The sequence below is a fragment of the Marinobacterium rhizophilum DSM 18822 genome (assembly GCF_000378045.1).
Lineage (GTDB): Bacteria > Pseudomonadota > Gammaproteobacteria > Pseudomonadales > Balneatricaceae > Marinobacterium_A > Marinobacterium_A rhizophilum.
In genome coordinates this window covers 60,292-81,925 of record NZ_KB899103.1, presented here as the reverse complement: position 1 = coordinate 81,925, position 21,634 = coordinate 60,292, and the positions used below count along the sequence as shown (strand labels likewise).

16 protein-coding genes are annotated in these 21,634 nt (G+C 58.8%); 5 read left to right on the top strand and 11 right to left on the bottom strand.

Translation table 11 applies throughout. The annotated features are described in order from the left end of the window. Positions 1 to 109: 109 nt before the first annotated feature. The 5 genes from F451_RS0116025 to F451_RS0116005 all read right to left on the bottom strand — a co-directional run bounded on the left by F451_RS0116025 (position 110) and on the right by F451_RS0116005 (position 7,670). On the bottom strand, positions 110 to 1,726 hold the full coding sequence (locus tag F451_RS0116025) for a TRAP transporter large permease (RefSeq protein ID WP_026291822.1): 1,617 nt from the start codon (positions 1,724 to 1,726) through the stop codon (positions 110 to 112). Between the two features lie 16 nt (positions 1,727 to 1,742). Beyond that, positions 1,743 to 2,420, bottom strand: coding sequence for a TRAP transporter small permease (locus tag F451_RS0116020; protein ID WP_020682408.1), 678 nt, complete (start codon positions 2,418 to 2,420; stop codon positions 1,743 to 1,745). 162 nt (positions 2,421 to 2,582) lie between these two features. Beyond that, a complete protein-coding gene (locus F451_RS0116015; RefSeq protein WP_020682407.1) occupies positions 2,583 to 3,572 on the bottom strand; it encodes a TRAP transporter substrate-binding protein in 990 nt (329 codons plus the stop codon). A gap of 422 nt (positions 3,573 to 3,994) precedes the next feature. Further along, on the bottom strand, positions 3,995 to 5,368 hold the full coding sequence (locus F451_RS0116010; protein ID WP_020682406.1) for a sigma-54-dependent transcriptional regulator: 1,374 nt from the start codon (positions 5,366 to 5,368) through the stop codon (positions 3,995 to 3,997). Between the two features lie 22 nt (positions 5,369 to 5,390). Further along, positions 5,391 to 7,670, bottom strand: coding sequence for an ATP-binding protein (locus F451_RS0116005; protein ID WP_020682405.1), 2,280 nt, complete (start codon positions 7,668 to 7,670; stop codon positions 5,391 to 5,393). A 189-nt stretch (positions 7,671 to 7,859) separates the two neighbouring features. Between F451_RS0116005 and F451_RS0116000 the strand changes: the two genes are divergently transcribed. Both F451_RS0116000 and gshA read left to right on the top strand, forming a co-directional pair. Beyond that, positions 7,860 to 10,157, top strand: coding sequence for a Tex family protein (locus F451_RS0116000; RefSeq protein WP_020682404.1), 2,298 nt, complete (start codon positions 7,860 to 7,862; stop codon positions 10,155 to 10,157). A 105-nt stretch (positions 10,158 to 10,262) separates the two neighbouring features. Next, entirely contained in the window at positions 10,263 to 11,828 is a 1,566-nt protein-coding gene (gene gshA, locus F451_RS0115995) for a glutamate--cysteine ligase (protein ID WP_020682403.1), read from the top strand. Positions 11,829 to 11,934: 106 nt separating this feature from the next. Here gshA and F451_RS0115990 read toward each other — a convergent pair whose 3' ends face one another. Continuing rightward, positions 11,935 to 12,336, bottom strand: a complete 402-nt coding sequence (locus F451_RS0115990; RefSeq protein ID WP_051103952.1) for a flagellar basal body-associated FliL family protein — start codon at positions 12,334 to 12,336, stop codon at positions 11,935 to 11,937. Positions 12,337 to 12,519: 183 nt separating this feature from the next. Between F451_RS0115990 and F451_RS0115985 the strand changes: the two genes are divergently transcribed. Both F451_RS0115985 and F451_RS0115980 read left to right on the top strand, forming a co-directional pair. Further along, positions 12,520 to 13,005 carry an Rsd/AlgQ family anti-sigma factor gene (locus F451_RS0115985; protein ID WP_020682401.1) on the top strand — a complete coding sequence of 162 codons (486 nt, stop codon included), beginning with the start codon at positions 12,520 to 12,522 and terminating at the stop codon, positions 13,003 to 13,005. 3 nt (positions 13,006 to 13,008) lie between these two features. Then, positions 13,009 to 13,986, top strand: coding sequence for a WD40 repeat domain-containing protein (locus F451_RS0115980; RefSeq protein ID WP_020682400.1), 978 nt, complete (start codon positions 13,009 to 13,011; stop codon positions 13,984 to 13,986). A 152-nt stretch (positions 13,987 to 14,138) separates the two neighbouring features. Here the strand turns inward: F451_RS0115980 and F451_RS0115975 are convergent, their stop codons facing one another. Further along, the gene (locus F451_RS0115975; RefSeq protein WP_020682399.1) at positions 14,139 to 14,867 is read right to left on the bottom strand and encodes an FKBP-type peptidyl-prolyl cis-trans isomerase; all 729 of its coding nucleotides are present in this window, start codon (positions 14,865 to 14,867) and stop codon (positions 14,139 to 14,141) included. Positions 14,868 to 14,936: 69 nt separating this feature from the next. Then, complete coding sequence (locus tag F451_RS25735; RefSeq protein ID WP_020682398.1) at positions 14,937 to 15,461, bottom strand: TIGR02444 family protein; 525 nt, start codon at positions 15,459 to 15,461, stop codon at positions 14,937 to 14,939. Positions 15,462 to 15,582: 121 nt separating this feature from the next. On the opposite strand from F451_RS25735, the gene F451_RS0115965 reads away from it, so the two are divergent. Further along, positions 15,583 to 17,502 (top strand): ATP-binding cassette domain-containing protein, encoded by a 1,920-nt coding sequence (locus tag F451_RS0115965; protein ID WP_020682397.1) that lies wholly within the window; start codon positions 15,583 to 15,585, stop codon positions 17,500 to 17,502. 13 nt (positions 17,503 to 17,515) lie between these two features. Here F451_RS0115965 and F451_RS0115960 read toward each other — a convergent pair whose 3' ends face one another. From F451_RS0115960 to rpoZ, 3 genes are all read right to left on the bottom strand, one after another. After that, positions 17,516 to 18,847 (bottom strand): HDOD domain-containing protein, encoded by a 1,332-nt coding sequence (locus tag F451_RS0115960; RefSeq protein ID WP_020682396.1) that lies wholly within the window; start codon positions 18,845 to 18,847, stop codon positions 17,516 to 17,518. A 303-nt stretch (positions 18,848 to 19,150) separates the two neighbouring features. Then, the gene (spoT, locus tag F451_RS0115955) at positions 19,151 to 21,274 is read right to left on the bottom strand and encodes a bifunctional GTP diphosphokinase/guanosine-3',5'-bis pyrophosphate 3'-pyrophosphohydrolase (RefSeq protein ID WP_020682395.1); all 2,124 of its coding nucleotides are present in this window, start codon (positions 21,272 to 21,274) and stop codon (positions 19,151 to 19,153) included. An 86-nt stretch (positions 21,275 to 21,360) separates the two neighbouring features. Beyond that, positions 21,361 to 21,573, bottom strand: coding sequence for a DNA-directed RNA polymerase subunit omega (rpoZ, locus tag F451_RS0115950; protein WP_026291818.1), 213 nt, complete (start codon positions 21,571 to 21,573; stop codon positions 21,361 to 21,363). Positions 21,574 to 21,634 lie beyond the last annotated feature (61 nt).

The following is a 21,634-nucleotide window of genomic DNA, read 5'->3' as shown; positions in this document are numbered from 1 at the left end:
GTTGGACATCCTTGTGCGCTGCACGTACAGCAAACAGCCCACAACGAAAAAGCCACCTGCACAGGCAGGTGGCTTTCGGTCAACCGGACGCTTATCGGCAGGCGAGAAGCTACTTGGTGATGATCTCCGGTCCCATGATGCTGTAGGGCAGCCAGGTGGACAGCACAGGGATGTAGGTCACCAGAATCAGGAACACAAACAGCACCGCCACAAACGGCATCGCGGCCTTGACGACGCGCGCCAGACTCATGCCGGTAATGCCCGAGGTGACGAACAGGTTCAGCCCGATCGGTGGCGTAATCATGCCGATTTCCATGTTAACCACCATGATGATGCCCAGGTGAATGGGATCCACACCCAGCGCCATGGCAATGGGGAACACCACCGGCGCCACGATCACCAGCAGACCGGACGGTTCCATGAACTGCCCGCCGATCAGCAGCAGCACGTTGACCGCAATCAGGAAGGTAAACCAGTTGAAGCCCGCATCCAGCATCCACTCGGTCACCATCTGCGGAATCCGTTCCGAGGACAGCGTGTGGGCAAACAGCAGCGCATTCGCGATGATGAACATCAGCATGACCGTCGTCTTGGTGCCTTCCAGAATCACCTTGCGGCTTTCGCCCCCCAGGATAGCCGGGAAAAAGCTGCGCCCGACCGCCACCAGGTTGCGACGCCAGATCGGCAGAGCCGATACGAGGCAGCGCATCAGGGACGCGTCCACATGCTTGCCACGCTTGAAAATGTAGAACAGGGCAATCACCAGGCTCATGCCCAGTCCCCAGACCGCGCGCTCACCAACGGTGGTCGTTCCACTCTGAGCAGTGGCAAAGAACGACATGATCATCCAGACCAGAAAGAAGGAAACGCCGTAAACACTGCCGTTAAAGCCGACTCGTGCAACATCGGAATCACTATCCGCGACCCAGGGCATGCCCTTGAGCGGCCCCATGTCGCGGTAAACGAAGAGCGCAATCAGCATGGCATAAACGGCTGCCACCACGGCGGCTTCCGTCGGTGTAAAGACACCCCCGTAAATACCACCCATGATGATCACGATCAGGAACAGGCCCCAGCCCGCTTCCTTGCCGCCGCGGACAATTTCGCCAAAGCCCTTCCAGGGTTCAGCCGGCAGGTTCTTGATACGCGCCACCACATAGATCGCAAGCATCAGCATGAAACCGGCCATCAGGCCCGGAATGACGCCGGCCAGGAACATGCGCCCCACAGAGACATCGGTGGCGGCGGCGTACACCACCATCACGATGGACGGCGGGATCAGGATACCCAGGGTACCGGCGTTGGCGATGATGCCAGAGGCGAACTCCTTGGAGTAACCAACCTGACGCATACCTGCGATGGCGATGGTACCGATGGCGACCACCGTGGCCGGCGAGGAGCCGGACAGGGCCGCAAACATCATGCACGCCAGCACGGAAGCCATGGCCAGTCCGCCACGAAAGTGTCCGACACTGGCGATGGCGAAGTTGATCAGACGCTTGGCCACACCGCCGGTGGACATGAAGGCCGATGCCAGAATAAAGAACGGTATCGCCAGCAACGTGTAGTGCTGACCGGCACCGAACAGCGATATGGCCACCGAGGACAGCGAATCACTCGAAAAGAAACTGATAAACAGGATTGATGACAACCCCAGAGAAATACCGACGGGCAGGCCCAGGAACAGCAGGACCATCACCATCACAAACAGAATCATTGCATCCACGTCAGACTCCTCGCTATCAGTCTTTCAAAACGTTCAGGTTGTCTTCCACCAGGTCTTTCGCTTCATGCCCGCTGATGAGCATGGGGCGTTTGTCCCGCCAGATATCGATGAACGCCTGCAATGAACGGTAAACCAGCAGCGCCAGGCTGATCGGCAGGATAACCAGTACCAGCCAGCGGTGAACGCGTGGCTGTATGCCGAAGGCTTCCTGCATGAATTCGGGGTAACGCAGTTCTTCCACGCCAATGCCTATCTTGTACATCTTGGCCCAGTACTCGATGGCGCCACCGCGCACGTCCACACCCAGCATCGCCAGCCAGGTGGAGTCGAGCAGGATCAGGCCGTACATCAGGGTCGCAAAGGCACCAAACAGTGACAGCGCCTTGCACACCTTGTGCGGCACTGCGTTCAACACTATATCCACGCCCAGGTGAATGCCGGTCTTGATGCCATAACTCATGCCCAGCAGGATCAGCCAGGAAAACGCCAGGGTGTTAAATTCCAGCGCAGCAGACCAGCCGGAATTGAAGCCATAGCGTGCAATAACCTGCCCAAACGACACCAGCATGATTGAGCTGATAATGATGACCAGCAGATTTTCTTCAGCCTTGGCCATCGCCACTGGAAACAGTTTTTCCAGAATCCAGAGGATGACAATGAAAACCAGTAGATATAAGTGCGGCCAGTAGTCCATAGGAGACACCATTAAGGATCAGGCCGTGGCCAGCCTGGAGCGGATTAAAGGGAACAGCATTGGATGGGTTGTCGGTGTTGCGGCAACCCGGATAGGGGCTGGATCCCGCCAAAGACAGGAACCGGTACCGGAAGCCTCGGCCCCCGGTACCGGACACTGCGATCAGGAACCTGCGGCAGCTTCGATCAGGTCGGCCCCGATTTCGCCTTCGAACTGTTTCCAAACCGGTTTCATGGTATCAACCCACTTCTGACGCTGTTCGTCTGTCAGGGTGTTGATCTTGCCACCGGCCTCCAGAATGTTGGCGCGGTTTTCAGCTTCTGCGGCCTTCACTTGTTCGTTGGCCTGCTGAGTGACTTCATCGGCAATCTTCAGAAACTGCTCACGCACTTCGGGCTCCAGGCCATCGAGGAACTCGGACGAGGTCATGAACAGGTAGGCCAGCAACTGATGGTTGGTTTCAGTCACGCTGTCCTGCACTTCGAAGAACTTTTTGGTGTAGATGTTGGACCAGGTGTTCTCCTGGCCGTCCACCACGCCGGTCTGCAGCGCACCGTAAACTTCGGCAAAGGCCATCGGCTGCGGCGACGCACCCATGGCTTCGATCATGGCCTTGGCCACATCGGAGGTCTGCACGCGGAACTTCATGCCATTGGCATCGGACGGTTCAATCAGCGGCTTGTTGGCCGAGAAATACTTCATGCCGGACATCCAGTACCCCAGACCGACAAAGCCAACATCCTGCATTTCGTTCAGCAGGCCCTTGCCGGCTTCGGAATTGGCGAAGCGAATGGCGGCGTCCATGTCCTTGAAGATGAACGGCAGGTCGAAAACACCATACTTGGGGCTGTAGGAGCCAAACTTGGACAGCGACGGTGCCAGAATCTGCACATCACCCAGCAGCAATGCTTCAAGCTCCTTGCTGTCACCAAACAATGTCGAATTCGGGAATACCTCAACGCACATCACACCGTTCATTTCGGTATTAACACGTTCGGCGAATTGATTGGCCGCAACCACCTTCGGATGTGTTGTTCCACCAGTCACATGGCTCAGTTTGGCAACAATCTCGCCGCTCTCGCAGGAGGCGAACGCCGTTGAGGCAGAGATGGACAGTGCAAGAGCGGACAGTGCCAGAGTGAGTTTTTTCATTATTGTGTCTCCATTGAGGTGTGTACTTGGGGGCGGCCAGCCAACGGCCAGATTCGCCCACCGGGACTTACAACACAGTCAAATAAGCACATGGCGTGCCAACACATAAAAAACCCTGTAGAAGCAAGGCATGCCGCGCTCATAAGTTCTACTTAGGGTAGCAGCGAAATGAAAAAACAGCGGAAAAAGACGGAAAACCACCCATACAAACAACACGAATGTGCGGATAACCACCCATTTGCAGTTATGCAGCGGAAGTGCCCCCAAGCGCACTCAAAAACACCCCTGATACGCTTTAAATCACCCTCAAGGCAGCCATCGCGGCCCCTGAGGCCCGTCTATTCTGTCCACCCAGGCGACTTCGCACAGGCGGCTTTCGGTGGGCTGGCGGATATCCACCCAGTCCGCGCGAGGCTGCATGCTTACTTGAAGTCGCTCTTGTCCAGGGCGTATTTTTTCATCTTGTCGTAGAGCGTCTTGCGCGGCAGCCCAAGGAATTCCAGGGTGTCCCGAATCGAACCGCCGGTGCGCGACAGCGCCGCCTGAATCAGCATTTTTTCGAACCGCTCCACCTGATCCGGCAGCGACTGTGCAGCCCCGCCAGCGCCGTCGGTAATCAGCCGGTTGTCGAAGTCAAAGGTGCCGGATTCCCCGAGCAGAACGTAGCGTTCGGCAATATTGCGCAGCTCGCGGACATTGCCAGGCCAGTCATAAAGCATAAGGCTGTGCATGCGCTCGGCTGAGAGCGTGGGTATCTCGCGGTTGTACTGCGCCGAGGCTACCAGCGCAAAATGCTGAAACAGCAGGCCGATATCCTCGCGTCGCTCGCGTAACGGCGGTATATCCAGCCGCACGACATTGAGCCGGTAATACAGGTCCTCGCGAAACGCCCCCTGTGCTGCCAGCGCTTTGAGATCGGTTTTAGTGGCCGCAATCACGCGCAGGTCCAGGCCGATCACTTCATTGGAGCCCAGGCGTTCAATCGCGCGTTCTTCCAGCACCCGCAGCAGCTTGATCTGCAGCGCCAGTGGCATGCTCTCGATCTCGTCGAGGAACAGGGTGCCGCCATTGGCGTGCTCGAACTTGCCGATGCGCCGAGTACGCGCATCGGTAAAGGCGCCCTTCTCATGCCCAAACAGCTCTGACTCAATCAGGTTTTCCGGCACGGCGCCGCAGTTAATGGCGACAAAGTTGTGGTCACGCCGGCCGCTGTGTTCGTGGATATAGCGCGCCATCAAATCCTTGCCCGCACCGGTTTCGGCCTGAATCATGATATCGGCCGGGGCGTCGGCGATGCTGTGCAGCAAGCGTCGCAGCTGGGTCATCGCCGGTGCATTGCCCAGCAGGCGCGGCCCGGGCGCACTCTGGGCTTCAAGCTCCAGTGTCAGGCGCCGATTCTCGATGGTCAGGGCACGCTTCTCCATGGCCCGGCGAACCACATCCAGCAACAGGTCTGCCGCAAAGGGCTTCTCGATAAAATCGTAGGCGCCGGCGCGCATGGCGGACACCGCCATCGAAATATCACCGTGACCGGTAATCAGAATCATCGGCAGATCCGCGTCGATGGCACGGACCCGCTCCAGCAACTCAAGCCCATCCATCCCGGGCATGTTGATATCGGATATCAGCACCCCGTTCCAGTCATCGCTGAGCAGCTCCAGAACCCGCTCGCCCCGTTCCAGGGTCGTCACATCGTAACCCGCCAGCTCCAGCGTCTGACCGGCCGCCAGGCGTATGTGCTTCTCGTCATCCACCAGAATAATGGGGCGATCCTGTGCATTCTTGTTCATGGGCATAGGCAAATTGATCCGCTAATAATCAGGGCTGGCCGGTGGTAAAGGGCTGCCGTACAGGCTGCAGCACCAGCGTAAAGCAGGCACCGCCGGCAGGATGGTTGCTGGCCAGCAGACGCCCACCCAGGCTTTCCACAATGCGGTGGGAAATCGACAGGCCGAGCCCCAGCCCCTGACCGGCTTTCTTGGTGGTAAAGAAGGGCTCGAACAGGTGCTCCAGGTATTCGGGGGAGATGCCTGGCCCATTGTCCCGTACGCTCAGCTGTACGGCAGCATTACTGCACTGCAGGCCTATATCGATCCGCCCCTCGGACTGACCTTCCAGCGCCTGCATGGCGTTGCCAATGAGATTAACCAGCACCTGTTCCAGGCGCAGGATATCACCCAGTACATAGACATGCTCAAGCCCCCCTGGCCAGTGAACACTGACTGACTGACGATCCAGACGGCCGTAAAGGATGGACATGGCACCATCGCGAACCGATTTCAGACAGACCGGTTCCGGCGACCCGCTGCTGACACGGGCAAACTCCTTCAGAGGATGGATGATCTTCGCCATGCGTTCGGTCAGCCGGGAAATCTCCTCAAGGTTAGCCTCGGCACGTTCCGGCCGGCCCCGCTGCAGAAATACGCGGCCATTGTCGGCATAACTGCGAATGGCAGTCAGTGGCTGATTCAACTCATGATTGATCCCGGCAGACATCTGCCCGAGCACGGCCAGCTTGGCCGTCTGAATCAGCTCATTCTGGGTTTGCTGGTGCTGGGTCATTTCCTGCTGCAGGCGCGCGTTGGCCAGGGTGAGATCCTGGGTGCGCTGCTCCACCCGGCTTTCGAGCTGCTGCTGCGCCCGCTGCAGCTGTGACTCCTGTTGCTTGCGCTCGGTGATATCCTGAATGGTCACGATAAAGTGACGCTCGTCATTGGCGGCCATGCGCCCGATCGTCAGTTCGATTGGAAAGAGAGAATGGTCCGCGCGCCTGGCCTTTGCCTCGATATGCAGTTCCTGCGCGCTATCGCCCGGCGCTGCGGTAATGTGCTGCCAGCAAACAGGCCTGTCCGGATAAGCCAGTAGCTTGCTGAAATACTCACCACGAATGTCTTCTTCCCGGTAGTGGAACAGCTTTTGTGCCGTAGGATTGCAGGATTCGATGCGCCCCTGAGCATCCAGGGTCATCAGGCCGGCCTGAGTATTATCGATAATCGCCCGTATACGGGCGTCGTTCTCTTCCAGCGCATGCAGCTCACGCTCACGAAATTGCGCACGCTCCTGCTTGATGCGGTTACGCGCCAGCATAAAAAGAACCAATAGCAGCAGCGCAAAATAGATGACCGCCGTCAGCAGCAGGGCGCGGAAGACCCGCTGTTCAACAGGCTTCATGCTGGCCAGCACTGCAACGCTGAGCCCGCTGTTGGGCACCGGGTTGCTCTGCAACAGATAGTGCCGTGTGCGCACCCCGTCAAGGCTCGGATTATCCAGCCGTGAACCTTCCACCAGCGTAATCAGCTGGCTGCCATCCGGGCCTTTGTCGCGCCACAGTATATCCAGCGTACTCAGCTCCTGACCACCGTAGCGCAGACTGTCGACGATACGGTACAGGTCCGGCTGGGACAGCGGCTTTAGCGTGCGAAATTTCCAGTCCGGCCGGGTGGATATAACGATGATGCCGTCTTCATCGGTCACCAGTATGTCCAGCAAGGGGTCGTTCCAGTCGCCTTCTATATCATTGAGGTCAATCTTGACGACAATGACCCCCGCCACCTTGCCGGCAATTTTCACCGGGTAGGAATAGAAGTACCCCCGCTTGTTCGACGTGGTACCCAGCGCAAAATAGCGGCCGGCGTGTCCCGCCATGGCCTGCTGATAATAGGGTCTGAAAGAAAAATTCTGGCCAATAAAGGTCCGTTCCTTAAACCAGTTGCTTGCCGCAATGGTGTCGCCCGCAGCGTTCATCAGATAGGCATCAGTGGTGCCGATAATGGTGTTGACCTTTTCCAGATACAGGTTGGCACGCATGCGCGCATCGGCGTCGCCCTGATGCAATAGCGCATTGAGCAGCTCGGAATGCGATGCCAGCAACTGCGGCAGGTCCTTGTATCGATCCAGCGTCTGCTGCAGGCTCAGGGTATAGCGGTTCATGTCTGCAGCACTGCGCAGCCTGACGTCCTGCATCGCCTGCTGACGTACCAGTACAGACACCTGCGCCATCAGAAACAGGAACAGCAGCAACAGCAGTATTACCGCAACCGGACGGTGCGTCCGCACAGGTAAATTCGATGTCTGGGGGGCACGTTGAGTATTATTCATAGTCAGGTCTCATTATGCGCCGGCATGCATGAACTTGAAATAGCATCACCGCGCCCTTACTGTGTGCCAGAGTTCCGCCGACTCGCCGTGCTTAACGATATTATCCAGGGTGCGGCACCGCACTGCCCGACCGTTCAACTCCAGCTCCCTGCGCCCACCGAGGCCAGGCAAACTGGCAAGAGATTCGCCATGCAGATAGAAAAGCTGATTGCCAGCGAGCTGAATGCTCGCCACGAACAGGTTATTGCCGCCGTACAGCTACTGGACGAAGGCGCTTCAGTGCCCTTTATTGCCCGTTACCGCAAGGAGGTAACCGGTGCCCTGGACGATACTCAGCTGCGCACCCTTGAGCAGCGCCTGGGCTATCTGCGCGAACTGGCAGAGCGGCGCAGCAGCGTGCTGGACAGCATCCGCAGCCAGGGCAAGCTCAGTGCCGAGCTGGAGCAGCAGATTTTGGCCGCCGATACGAAAAACCGGCTCGAAGACCTTTACCTGCCCTACCGCCCCAAACGTCGCACCCGTGCTCAGAAGGCCCGGGAAGCCGGCCTCGAACCCCTCAGCGAGGCACTGTTGAGCGGCAAGGGCCAGGGATCACCACAGCAACTGGCTCAAGCCTTCGTAAATCCGCAAGGGGGCATTGAAACGCCAGACCAGGCACTGGACGGCGCCCGCCATATCCTGATCGAACGCCTGGCGGAAAACGCCGACCTGCTCGCATCAGTGCGCGCCTGGCTATGGCAGCAGGGCGAACTGGTTGTCACCGTCGTCAAGAGCAAGGAAATCGAAGGGCAGAAATTCAGCAATTATTTCGACTACCGGGAACGCTGCGCCCGCATTCCCTCACATCGGGCGCTGGCGATTCTGCGCGGTCATCAGGAAGGCGTGCTGCGCTACAGCCTGCAGCCACCCGAAGGCCAGGAGCAGGAAGGCCCCCTGCGCATCGCCCGGCACTGGCAATTGCGCCCCGGCAACGGCAAATCACAGCCCTGGCTCGATGAAACCCTGCAGCAGTGCTGGTCACAAAAGCTGCTCCCCGGCATTGAAAGTGACCTTGTGCGCCAGCTGCGCGGTGCCGCCGAGGCTGAAGCCATCCAGGTATTTGCCCGCAATCTGCGTGATCTTCTGCTGGCCGCCCCGGCAGGGCAACGTGCCACGCTGGGGCTGGACCCGGGTCTGCGCAGTGGCGTCAAGGCGGCTGTCGTCGATGCCACCGGCAAGCTGCTGGCCCATGAAACCCTGTACCCCCATGCACCACACAAGCGCTGGGACCAGTCACTGGCGACGCTGGCAAAGCTTTGTCGCACACACAAGGTGGAGTTAATCGCCATCGGCAACGGCACGGCATCCCGCGAAACAGAACAGCTGGCGCGCGAACTGGCCCAGAAAGAACCCTCGCTGTCTCTGGTGCCGGTTGTGGTCAGCGAGGCCGGTGCCTCGGTCTATTCAGCCTCCGAACTCGCCGCGAAGGAATTTCCCGACCTCGATGTCACCATACGCGGCGCGGTATCCATCGCCAGACGCTTGCAGGACCCGCTGGCCGAACTGGTCAAGATAGAAGCCAAGGCCATTGGGGTGGGTCAGTATCAGCACGATGTCGACCAGAAAGAACTGGCCGGCATGCTGGACACGGTTATCGAGGATTGCGTCAACCATGTCGGTGTTGACCTCAACACCGCTTCCGTTGAGCTGCTCAGCCAGATTGCGGGCCTGAGCCGCAGCGTCGCCAGCAACATTGTCGAGCATCGCAACCAGCAAGGCGCCTTCAAGCGACGCCAGCAACTGCTAAAAGTGCCGCGCCTGGGTCCCAAGGCCTACGAACAGTGCGCGGGATTTCTGCGCATTCGCAACGGCGACCAGGCGCTGGACAATTCGGCTGTCCACCCGGAAGCCTATCCGCTGGTCGAACGCATGGCGGCACAGCTGGGCTGCTCCCTGCCACAGCTGATCGGCGACCCGGCCAGGCTGGCCAAACTCAACCTCGAAGCCCTGCGCAGCGACCGTTTTGGCGACTACACTCTGACCGACATCGTGCGTGAACTGGAAAAGCCGGGCCGCGATCCCCGCCCCGAATTCCACAGCGCCCGCTTTGATGACGCCATCACCAACATTGAAGACCTGACAACCGGCCTTCAGCTTGAGGGCGTTATTACCAATATCACCAACTTCGGGGCCTTTGTGGATATTGGCGTACACCAGGATGGACTGGTACACATATCGGAGCTGGCCGACCACTTTGTGAAGGATCCGCATGATCTGGTCAATACCGGCCAAATTGTAAAGGTACGTGTACTCACGGTGGATGCCAGGCGCAAGCGCATTGCCCTGAGCATGAAAACGCCCGACAAGAGCGCCGCCGGGGAGGCTGCGGTGAAACCAGCCCCCAAAGCGGTCTCCAGTCCCTCGGCCAAAACTGCGGCCAGGCCCGCAGCCCAGGCCGAAGGCACACTGGCAGCCAAACTGCGGGCCGCCGGGCTCAGCAAGCGGTAATCAGCACAACAGACCGGACGGAAACAGCCCCACGCTTTCTCCGTCTTAATTATTGACCGGTTGGTTTATAATAGCCGCCGTTTCTCACGCTATAGGGGCAGGATCTTGTCTGCAGCACTTCAAAAGCAGCTGGACCAGTTGGTCCGCAATGGTCAGGCAGCGTTGCTCAAGGGCATCCTGCACGGCATCGAAAAAGAAGGCCTGCGTGTTGACGCACAGGGCCAGCTGTCCCAGACGGAACACCCCAGTGGGCTGGGTGCGGCGCTGACCCACAGCTATATCACGACGGACTATTCCGAAGCCCTGCTGGAGTACATCACGCCGGTATTCAAGCGCTCGGAAGACGCGCTGGAGTTCCTCGCGGACCTGCATCGCTTTGGCTACGGCGCACTCGGTGACGAACTGCTCTGGTGTACCAGCATGCCGTGCGATATTCCGAATGAAGAAGACATCCCGATCGCCCGCTACGGCAGCTCCAATGTGGGCCAGCTCAAGCATGTCTACCGCACCGGACTCAAATATCGCTACGGCAAGATGATGCAGACCATCGCCGGAATCCACTACAACTTTTCTTTGCCTGAAGCCTTGTGGCCGGCGTTGCAGGAACTGCAGCAAAACAAAGACAGCCTGCGGGACTTCAAATCGGCACAATACTTTCGCCTGATCCGCAATTTCCGCCGCCACGGCTGGATACTGCTGTACCTGTTTGGCGCATCGCCGGCGCTGTGCAGTTCCTTTCTCAAAGGGCGCAGCCACCAGCTTGAAACGCTGAATGAAGATACACTTTACCTGCCCTATGCCACCTCGCTGCGCATGAGCGACCTGGGCTATTCCAACAAGGCACAATCGTCGCTGGGCATCTGTTTTAACCACCTGGATACCTACACCGCCTCACTGCACCAGGCTATTCACACGCCCTATGCACGCTACGCAGCCATTGGCCTGAAAGTGGATGGCGAATACCGCCAGCTCAACACCAGCGTACTGCAGATCGAGAACGAATATTACAGCGACATCCGCCCCAAGCGAGTCGCCCATTCCGGCGAAAAGCCGCTGCACGCCCTGCAAACCAGGGGGGTCGAATATGTCGAAATTCGCAACACAGATATCAACCCGCTGCTACCGCTGGGCATCGATCAGCAACAGGCCGATTTTATGGACGCCTTCCTGATCAGCTGCCTGCTGGCCGAAGATGCGCTGATCGATGATGACGAATGCGAACGCATCACCGAAAACCTCAAGCGGATCGTTACGCGCGGCCGTGAACCGGGACTGATGCTGCAGTTCGGCGAGGGCGAACGTTCACTTGCACAGTGGGGAGCGGAAATTCTCGACATGGTCAGCCAGACTGCCGCTGTGCTGGATAGAAATGAACATGGAAATGTATATACCCAGGCCGCGACGGCGCAGCGCCAGAAGCTGGACAACCCGGACCTGACACCCTCGGCACAGATACTGGCGCAGCTGCGAGAGTACAAGCTCAGCCATTGCGCATTCAGCCTTGCACAAAGCCGGGCACACCGTGAAACCCTGCTGCAGGCACCCCTGAGCGAGGAACGCCAAGCCTACTTTAACGAACTGGTACACAAATCGGTCAAAGACCAGACCCGTATCGAAACCGAAGACCAACTTGACTTCGATCAATATTTGGCCAGTTATCTGGCCCAGTAGCACCCGCTGCCCTGCTCAAGTGCCGCCAACGCCCCCGGGCGCTGGCGCACCTGAGTGAAGCGACCGTAAGGCGCTACGCCGTCTGCTAGACGGGTGTGCGAATGGGCTACTGAATGACCAGGCTGGTAAAAAACAGATCCGTCACAAAGGACTCGCCCTCTTCCGCCTGCAGCGTTGCCTGCACCTGCGCCAACGCCTCTTTGGCCAACGCCGCCTGCGCCTCTACGCTAGACAACTCGCCCTCCTCCTGGGCACTGAGCAGAAACACGATGTCATTGCGGATACTGGGCAGGTGATAGTTCACCGCATGGTGTCCATCCTCGCTGTCGACCTGAAGCGTGATCTCGCACTTTACAAACCTTAGCGCCCCCTGCCCTCCGAAATTGGCCACAAACGGCTTGAGCTCGACATAGCCGATGTAACCGGAGGACTCTGATTGCCCTTCATCGGCCCACGCCGGCTGCAGCAAGAACCCCAGTATCAACCCCAGAAGCAATGTTCGAAGCATCCTGTTCCCGTCCCTTTCGTTTTCATGACCCTGGCAGACGGGCCAGTATAGCCCGGGGTCGCAGCAGGGTTAAGGCATCTTGCGTAATAACACAAGCCGCATTCAGACCATCGGCCGGGGTCTATTGCGCCTGCCTTCGCGTTGGGATTAGTATTGGGTCTGACTGAAAGAAGGAGCCAAGCGATGCTGGAAAAATGTCGCACTGCAAAAGAACGCTGGGGCGGTGTCAGTGACATCATTGATCACTTGCTGGAAGAGCGGCAGCTGCTTATCAGTCGTTTCGTCGCGCTTCCCACCCTCGCGCTGAACGAAGATTTCAAGCCCCGGACCGAAGCCTTTTGCGATCTGCTAATGGACTATCTGTCCTCCGGTCATTTCGAAGTCTACGAACAACTGCTGCGCGAAGGCAGCGAGTTTGATGACGGCAGTCTCGAAAAGGCGCAAAAACTATTCCCACTGATTCAGCTGAGCACCGACTTCGCCCTAGATTTCAATGACAACTGCGCCAGCCGCCTGTCTGAACTCACGCTGCGCAAGGTACGTGATTTTTCTGATCAGTTGTCACGCCTGGGCGAATTGCTTGAAGAACGCTTTGAACTTGAAGATCGCATGATCGAAATTCTGCACAACTCACACCGCGATCTGATGCTGGCCGAAAACAGGGAATAAGGCATGCGCACCGCCCTGGCCGCCGGCACGGTGGCCACTCTGGCATTGCTGCTGACAGGCTGCAGCCGCAATGAAGCTCCTGTTTCCTGGCACGAATACGCCATGCAGGGTGCGTACTCCGCCAGCCTGTCCAGCCAGGGACGCTTCACCGTAATCGGTTCTATTCAGCATGGCGCCAGTCTATGGGATAACACCCGTAATGCTCGCCTGTTCAACTGGAACCATCAGCCGGGCCAATACTCCATCATCGCGACCACGGCTCTGTCGCCCGACGAAAGTTTTGCCGCCACCGCAGGTCAACAGGATCTGGTGTTGTGGAGCCTGGTCAGCGGTCAGGCAGTATGGTTCTGGAGTTCGCCGGCCGAAATTCTGGCCCTGAAGCTGAGCCGCGGTGCCGACTATGCCCTGCTGGGGCTCGCCAACCACGAAGCGGTCTATTTCGATATCAAGAACGGCGGCATAAAACTCAGCCTGCGCCACGATGCGCGGGTGCGGGCCGTAGACCTTAGCCAGGACGGCCGTCTGGCCCTGACCGGTTCAGACGCCTACAAGGCCAAACTCTGGGACCTGCAATCCGGCACTCTGCTGCAGACGCTGGAGTTTGGCAACGTGGTTGATACCGTGACGCTGTCCCCTGACGGTCGTCTGGCTTTTAGTGCCGGCAGCCTCGACAAGGCCCTCATCTGGGATACTGCCAGCGGCGAAGTACTGCATACCCTGTCCAACTTCGGCAGCCTGTTTCAACGCCGCATGAGCTTTCTCAGCGCGCGTTTTTCTGCCAGTGGCGAACAGTTACTCACCGGCAGTGCCGCAGGCGTGGTCCAGCTCTGGGATATCACCAGCGGCCAGGAACTGCGGCGCTGGAAAATCCACCAACGTGCCCCCTACGGCCCCACCAGCACCGCAGCTTACGCCGTGGCGTTCGCCAGCGATGGCTACTACGCCATCGGCTCCAACGGCATTATCAATCTGCTGCGTTAAGTCACGCCGACCGATACCGCAGCACCCTGCTCTGCCCCAAACGAAAAAACCCGCAGCACAACACTGCGGGTTAGCGGATATAGCACATCCTGCATGGAACAACCCAACAGGCGGGAACACCCATTGGGTTGCCAGACTAGACCGGCGCCGGATTATTTCTCGGCCGCAGCCTCTGCCTGAGCGTCGTCCGCCTTGGGATTGATTTCCAACAGCTCAACCTCGAACACCAGCGTCTCGTTGGGGCCGATCGCATTGCCCATGCCGCCCGGGCCGTAGGCCAGGTCAGCCGGAATAACCAGACGCGCCTTGCCACCTTCCTTCATCAGCTGCAGACCCTCGGTCCAGCCCGGAATCACGCCGTTAAGCGGGAAAGAAACCGGCTCGCCACGGGAATATGAACTGTCGAACTCGGTCCCGTCGATCAGCTGGCCCTTGTAATGTACCTTGACCGTATCGGCCGCAACGGGGTTCTTGCCGCTACCGGCGGTCAGTTCTTCGTACTGCAAACCGGACTCAGTGGTCGTAACCGCCTCGTTCTTGCCGTTATCGGCCTGGTAAGCCGTGCCCTTGTCGAGGTTGTCCTGAGCGATCTTGGCAAACTCTTGACGCTGCTCTTCCATCTTCTTCATCTGGAAGGCCTGCATGACCTCACCGACCTGGTCCTTGTTGAGCAGCGGCTCCTCGCCTTTGTAGATGGCCTCAATACCCTGGCGGAACGACTCGATGTCCAGCGTATCGAGATCCTGCTTGAGCTTGTCGCCAAGGATCAGACCGAGGCTGTAGCTGAGCTTCTTGTCTTCGGTATCCAGCGCGTCAGCCTGAACGGCCGATGTCACTGCGACCAGAGAGGCCATGGCTACTGCCAGAAACGTTTTCTTCATTACAAATTCCCTACTGATAATGCTGAATGTCGTTGTTTAGTGACCGATTTAACTCTAAAGTTCACGCCATTACCACTGCAATTGCGGTACCCGCCGGGCGGGCAGTGGTCCTGCTGCCGCTTGCACCAGAACCTGCAATACGGCCAGCAGTCGTGATTCCGGCACGAGACCTTCAAACCGCAGATACTGTACGATGTTCTGCAGCAGCAGGTCAGGGCACCCGACAGTTGCCACGACAGGCCAGTCTCGGCCCAGCGCAAAAAGCCAGCCCAGCTCGACCTGCTCGGCGACCAACTCAGCGCGGCGTAGCGCCTGGTAGCAGTGTTCCAGTGCCGGTTCCTGCTGGCGCTGTTCCCGCACCTGGTAGCGCAGCGCGCGCAGCGGCACTGTGGTACTGTTCTGCCACTGCGACGCCTGCGAGGCACCCAGCTGTTCAACCTGCAAGCCCCGGCCCTCGGCCGCCAACCAGCAGCAGAACAGCACACGGTTGACGCTGAGCGACCATTCCTGCTGCAACTGCAGGCAAGCCGCTTCAACGCCCGGCTGAGCGTAGAGTTGCGCGGCATAATCCCAGAGTTCGTTATGCAGTTTCATCGAGCGCCTTCCACGCGGTTGAGCGCCGCCAAGCCGAATTGCGACGGGTGCACGGCAGCAAGTTGATAAACAGCGCCATTGAAATAGTCTTCACCTCGACAGGTTGTTAAAATTCGCCACCATGATCCAGATATCCCAGCTTAACCTACAACGCGGCATCCAGCGCCTGCTGCACCAGGCCAACCTGACCATTCACCACGGGTGGAAAGTGGGCATCATTGGCGCCAATGGCGTCGGCAAGTCCAGCCTGTTCAAACTGATTCTGGGCGAGCTGCAACCCGATTCGGGTGATCTGCAGATCGCCGGCAACCTGACCATCTCACACATGGCGCAGGAGGTCACCTCGGTTGAAAGGCGGGTACTCGACTATGTACTCGATGGCGATGCCCAGCTGCGTCAGGTTCAGCAGCAAATTGCTGCAGCGGAAGCCGACCAGCAACATCACCACCTGGGCGAACTCCACGCCCGGCTGGACAGTATCGATGGCTACACCGCCGAGGCCCGGGCCCATCTGTTGCTGAATGGGCTGGGCTTTCTGCCGGGCGACGCCAACCGGCCGGTAGGAGACCTGTCCGGTGGTTGGCGTATCCGCCTCAACCTGGCCCAGGCGCTGATGTGCCGCTCCGACATACTGCTGCTGGACGAGCCCACCAACCACCTGGATCTGGATGCAACGCTCTGGCTGGAGCAATGGCTACGCCAATATCCCGGCACCCTGCTGCTGGTGTCCCATGACCGGGACTTTATCGATAATGTCGTCAGTCACATCGTGCATATGCACCACGAGCAACTCGATCTGTACAAGGGCAACTACAGCGCCTTTGAACGCATGCGCGCCGAGCGCCTGGCACAGCAGGACGCCCAGTTCCAGAAGCAACAGCAGCGTGTATCCGAGATCGAAAACTTTGTGCGCCGCTTCCGCGCCAAGGCCACCAAGGCCAAACAGGCGCAGAGCCGCCTCAAGGAACTTGAGCGCATGGAGCTGATCGCACCGGCCCATGTCGACAGCCCGTTCAGCTTCCGTTTCACCCCGGCCGACAAGGTATCCAACCCGCTGCTGACACTGCACAAAGCCGACTGCGGCTATGCCGGCAAACCGATCATGCAGCAGCTCAACCTGTCCCTGGCACCCGGTGCCCGGATTGGCCTGCTGGGCCCCAACGGCGCCGGCAAGTCGACGCTGATCAAAACCCTGGTCGGCGACCTGCCCCTGCTCGGCGGCGAGATACGCGCAGGAGAGCACCTCAAGGTCGGCTATTTTGCCCAGCATCAGCTGGAAGCACTGGATCTTGAGGCGTCACCGCTGCTACACATCAAACGCCGTTCGCCGAAAACGAGCGAGCAGCAGATTCGTGACTTTCTCGGCAGTTTCGGTTTTATCGGCGACGATGCGCTGGAGCCGGTCAAGCGATTTTCCGGCGGTGAAAAGGCCCGCGTCGCGCTGGCGCTCATCGCCTGGGAAAGACCCAACCTGCTGCTGATGGACGAACCGACCAACCACCTGGATCTGGAAGTTCGCCATGCCCTCACCGTGGCGCTGCAGACCTTCGAAGGCGCACTGATTCTGGTATCCCACGACAGGCACCTGCTGCGTAATACCGTTGACGAGTTCCTGCTCGTGGCCGACGGCCAGGCACGCCCGTTCGACGGCGATCTCGAGGACTACCATGCCTGGTTGAGCGAACGTCGTCGCCAGACGCCCGTCGAAGTCGAGAAGCAGGACGGCAGCCGCGGCAATAGCGCGGCCGATCGCAAGGAGCAAAAGCGCCTGCAAGCGCAGAATCGGGCCAAACTGCGGCCCCTGCGCCAGATGATAGAAAAACTGGAACAGCAGCTGGAGCTTTGCAGCACGCAACTGAGCGACGTTGAATCCCAGCTCGGTGACAGCGACATTTACCAGGATGCCAACAAGGACAGGCTCAGAACACTGCTGGGCCAGCAAGCCGACCTGACACGCAAGTCACAGCAGATTGAAACCAGCTGGCTGGAGCAGCAGGAAGCCCTGGAGGCACTGGAGCAAAGCCTGGACGCGGGCGAATAGGGCCGCTAACGCCCTAACCCGCGTGCCTTCCATGGGTGATGAACGCCTCGGTTACCTCACCCAACCTGCTCTTTGAATCGAGCACATACTGCATGGCTTCGCTGATTTGGGTACGACTCAAGCCAAGCGACTCAGTCAGCCCCGCCGGGATCGTCTCGATGGGGCCATCGCTCAAGCCTTGCTCGCGCAACAGACGATTGCTCAGATGCACCAGCTGCGCATAGCCGCAGTACTCGCCGTCATAGTCCGTATCATTCTGCCGCCGCACCGCGACACACACCTCCGCCGGCACTGACCAGCTTTCAAGCAGCCAGCTGCCCACCTGCTCACGCGTTACGTTAAGCACCTGCTTCTCGATATATTCGGTACTGATATGCGGATTGGCCTCGATATAACGAGACAGCAGCGAGAAATGTGGTGGAAAGAGGTGCGCCAGCACAAGATAGCCAAAATTGTGCAGCAACCCGGCCAGATAGGCCAGTCCCGGCCGCAAGCGTTCCGCCATGGACATCTTGCGACACAGCCCTTCGGCCAGCGTGGCTGTATAGACGGCCTGCTGCCAGTAATCGGTGGCTCCACGGGGCGTGTCATGGGGTATCTGCAGTGTTTTCCCTAGCGCGACCCCCAGTGCCAGATTAACCACCAGGTCAAACCCCAGCACACGGATAATAGCGTCTTCCAGCGAGTGCACCTTGCCAGGTGCTGCATAGTAAGACGATGATGCCCAGCTCATGACTTGGGCCGACAGACTCGGGTCCAGCCGCACCACCGGCACCAGCGAATCCACGCCCGCCTCCGGGTCACAGCGCATCATGAGTATTTTCTGCATGGTGGGTGAGAGTGACGGCAGTCCCAGGGTATCTTCGAGACGCTGACGAATGCGCAACGCGGTGAATTTCTCCACCGCCCGCGTAATCACGGCTCGATCATCGCCACCGGGCTGGCCCGCATCGATGTCGGCGCGGGTCAGCGCCAGCGGATGTGCCTGTATGTGATCTTCGCTGAGCCAGTGCCCCTGCACGACAAAGGTGCGGTCAGAATGCGGCTCATAGACATGCAGGTCGGGACGGGACTGGAGCGACAGATCAATATAAAGCGGCAGGGACAGCAACTTGCGCAAACCGGCGTCCTGATTAAGCCCGGGCTGGCTGAAAAAGCGCCGCGCATCGTCACTGCGGGCCGGCTGCAGCTGTCGGCCTGAGCCTTTCCAGATGGCCTCCAGGTTCAGCAGCCCTTCCCAGGGCAGCAGAACGAGCACTTTGCCATCACCGTCATGCATCAACAGAATACGGGCCACACCGTCGTACTGGGCGTCACCTTCCAGGGAACGTACACCAATTGCCAAATCGTTTCTCCCTTCGATTATCCGGCCAGAACCGGATCGGCTGGCACGCAGGCTATTACCACCAGAACCACAGCCTCCTAGGAGGCTGTCCTAGAACACGCAACCTACTGCGAACCATCTGAGTTTGGCTGTTTTTTGTGCTGTTTATTACTCGTCGCAGGCTCCTCGGTCTGCGACCCCGCTAAAGCGGTTCTTTCCACTTCGTTCCAAGTGTTAAATAGAACCACTATTCGCCTTAAAACACCGCAAAAACCAACTCAAATCAGCCGGCTCTCGCTACGGCCAGCATTCTCGGACAGCCTCCTAGTGACGCTGGATATGGGTCACAGCCTTGATTACTCGCAGTTTTTTCATCACCGACGCCAAATGAACCCGGTTCTGGACCGATATATCCAGCTGTACCTGGCTCAGTTGCCCGTCCTTCTCGCCGCTGTCGATCTTAATGATATTAGCACCGGCCGTCGCCACGGTAGTGGCCAGGTTTGCAATAATTCCGCGTTGTGACATGACCTCAAGCTTCAGGCTGACGCGAAACTCGTCTTCAATGCTCTTGGACCACTCAAGATAAATGCATTTCTCGGGGTCATCCCGCAAATAGCCGATATTGGGGCAGTCGGTACGATGGATGACCAGGCCGCGCCCGGTGCTGATGTGCGCCACGATGGTATCGCCGGGAATCGGATGGCAGCATTTGGCATAATTCAGCACCATGCCCTCGGTACCCTGGATCGCCAGCGGCTTGTTACCGCGCCGCGCTGCGGCAAGCTCGTCTTCCTCCACCGGTGCTTCCGGCTTCAGGCGCCGCGCCACCACATACGCCATGCGGTTACCCATGCCGACATCTTCCAGCAGGTCGTCCAGGGAGGACAGCTCCGCATCTTTGAGCACGGCGCTGAGCCGGCTGCGCTTGACCTTGTCCAGGCTACTGCCATAGTTACCCAGAAACTGATTCAGCAGGCGCCGCCCCAGCTCCACCGACTCGTGGCGCTGCTGATTCTTGAGGAAATGACGGATACTGGCGCGCGCCTTGCCGGTGACGACAAAGTTGAGCCAGGCCATGTTGGGCTGGGCGCTGGGCGTGGTGATGATCTCGACCGTGGCGCCACTGAACAGCGGCTCCGACAGCGGCGCCAGGCGACGGTTAATGCGACAGGACACGCACGAGTTGCCGATATCGGTGTGTACCGCATAGGCAAAGTCCACCGGCGTGGCACCGCGGGGCAGCTCGAGAATCCGCCCCTTGGGCGTGAACACGTAAACCTCGTCGGGAAACAGGTCTTTCTTTACGTGCTCGATGAACTCCATCGAGTCACCGGCATTGCGCTGCATCTCCAGCAGCCCCTGCACCCACTTGCGGGCCCGGTTATAGGACCCCACGGCACTGTCGGAGCCGCCGTAGGCCTTGTAATGGCTGTGTTCAGCAATGCCCTGGCTGGCGACGGCATCCATTTCGCGCGTGCGGATCTGCACCTCGAGCGCGATGTCCCGAGTACCAAACAGGTCGGTGTGCAACGACTGGTAGCCATTGGCCTTGGGAATGGCGATATAGTCCTTGAAGCGGCCCGGTACCGGCTTGTAGAGGTTATGCACGGCACCCAGGATGCGGTAGCAGTCGTCCACCTTGTCAGTCACGATGCGAAACGCGAACATGTCCATGATTTCGGCGAAGGATTTGCGCTGCTGGCGCATCTTGCGATAGATGCTGTACAGATGTTTTTCCCGCCCGGTGACCACGCCCTTGAGGCCTTCCTCATCCAGCCTGCGCTGGATGGTCTGCTGGATTTCGGTGATGATGTCCCGCCGCTGCCCGCGCGCCTTGACCACCGCACGGCGGATATAGCGGGCCCGCATCGGGTAGTAGGACTGAAATGCCAGGTCTTCGAGCTCGACCTGCAGGTCGCGCATGCCCAGACGGGCGGCAATGGGCGCGTAGATATCGAGGGTTTCACGCGCAATGCGTCGCTGCTTGACCGCAGGCATGGCACCCAGGGTGCGCATGTTGTGCAGCCGGTCGGCAAGTTTCACCAGGATGACCCGAATATCCTCGGCCATGGCCAGCACCATTTTCTGGAAATTCTCCGCCTGGGCCTCCGCCTTGGTTTCGAACTCCAGATGGGTCAGCTTGGATACACCGTCGACGATATCCGCCACGGCACTGCCGAACTGTGACTCGATAGAGTCATAGTTAATTTCGGTATCTTCGATGACGTCGTGCAACATGGCCGCCATCAGGCTCTGATGGTCCATGTGCATGCCGGCAAGGATGCCAGCCGCCGCCAGGGGGTGGGTCACATAGGGCTCGCCGCTTTTACGCCGCTGCCCGTCGTGCGCCTGCTCGGCAAAATAGTAAGCGCGCCGCACTTTGCGGATCTGGTCCTGCTCGAGATATTCGGTCAGTCGCTGGCAAAGTGCGTCTATTGTTGGCATCGAGACTCCGGCAGTACGGGGCTAGCGTCGGCTATGCCCTCGAGTGTTACCTGAAATGATGCCGTATCACGAAGCTTTCTGGAAGATCAGTCTTCTTCCTGATCGTCCAATACGCGCTTATCGGTAAAACCTTCGGCAATTTCACGCAAAGCAACAACGGTAACCTTGTCGTTTTCCCAGTCGACCTTGGCTTCTTTGCCACCGGTGGCCAGCTGACGCGCACGTTTTGCTGCAACCATAACGAGTTCGAAACGGTTATCAACGTTTTCCAGGCAATCTTCAACTGTTACTCGTGCCATCTTGAACCTCGAAAAGGCAGTAAACTGCAAACAAAAAGACGGGGGATTCTACTCGAGTGCG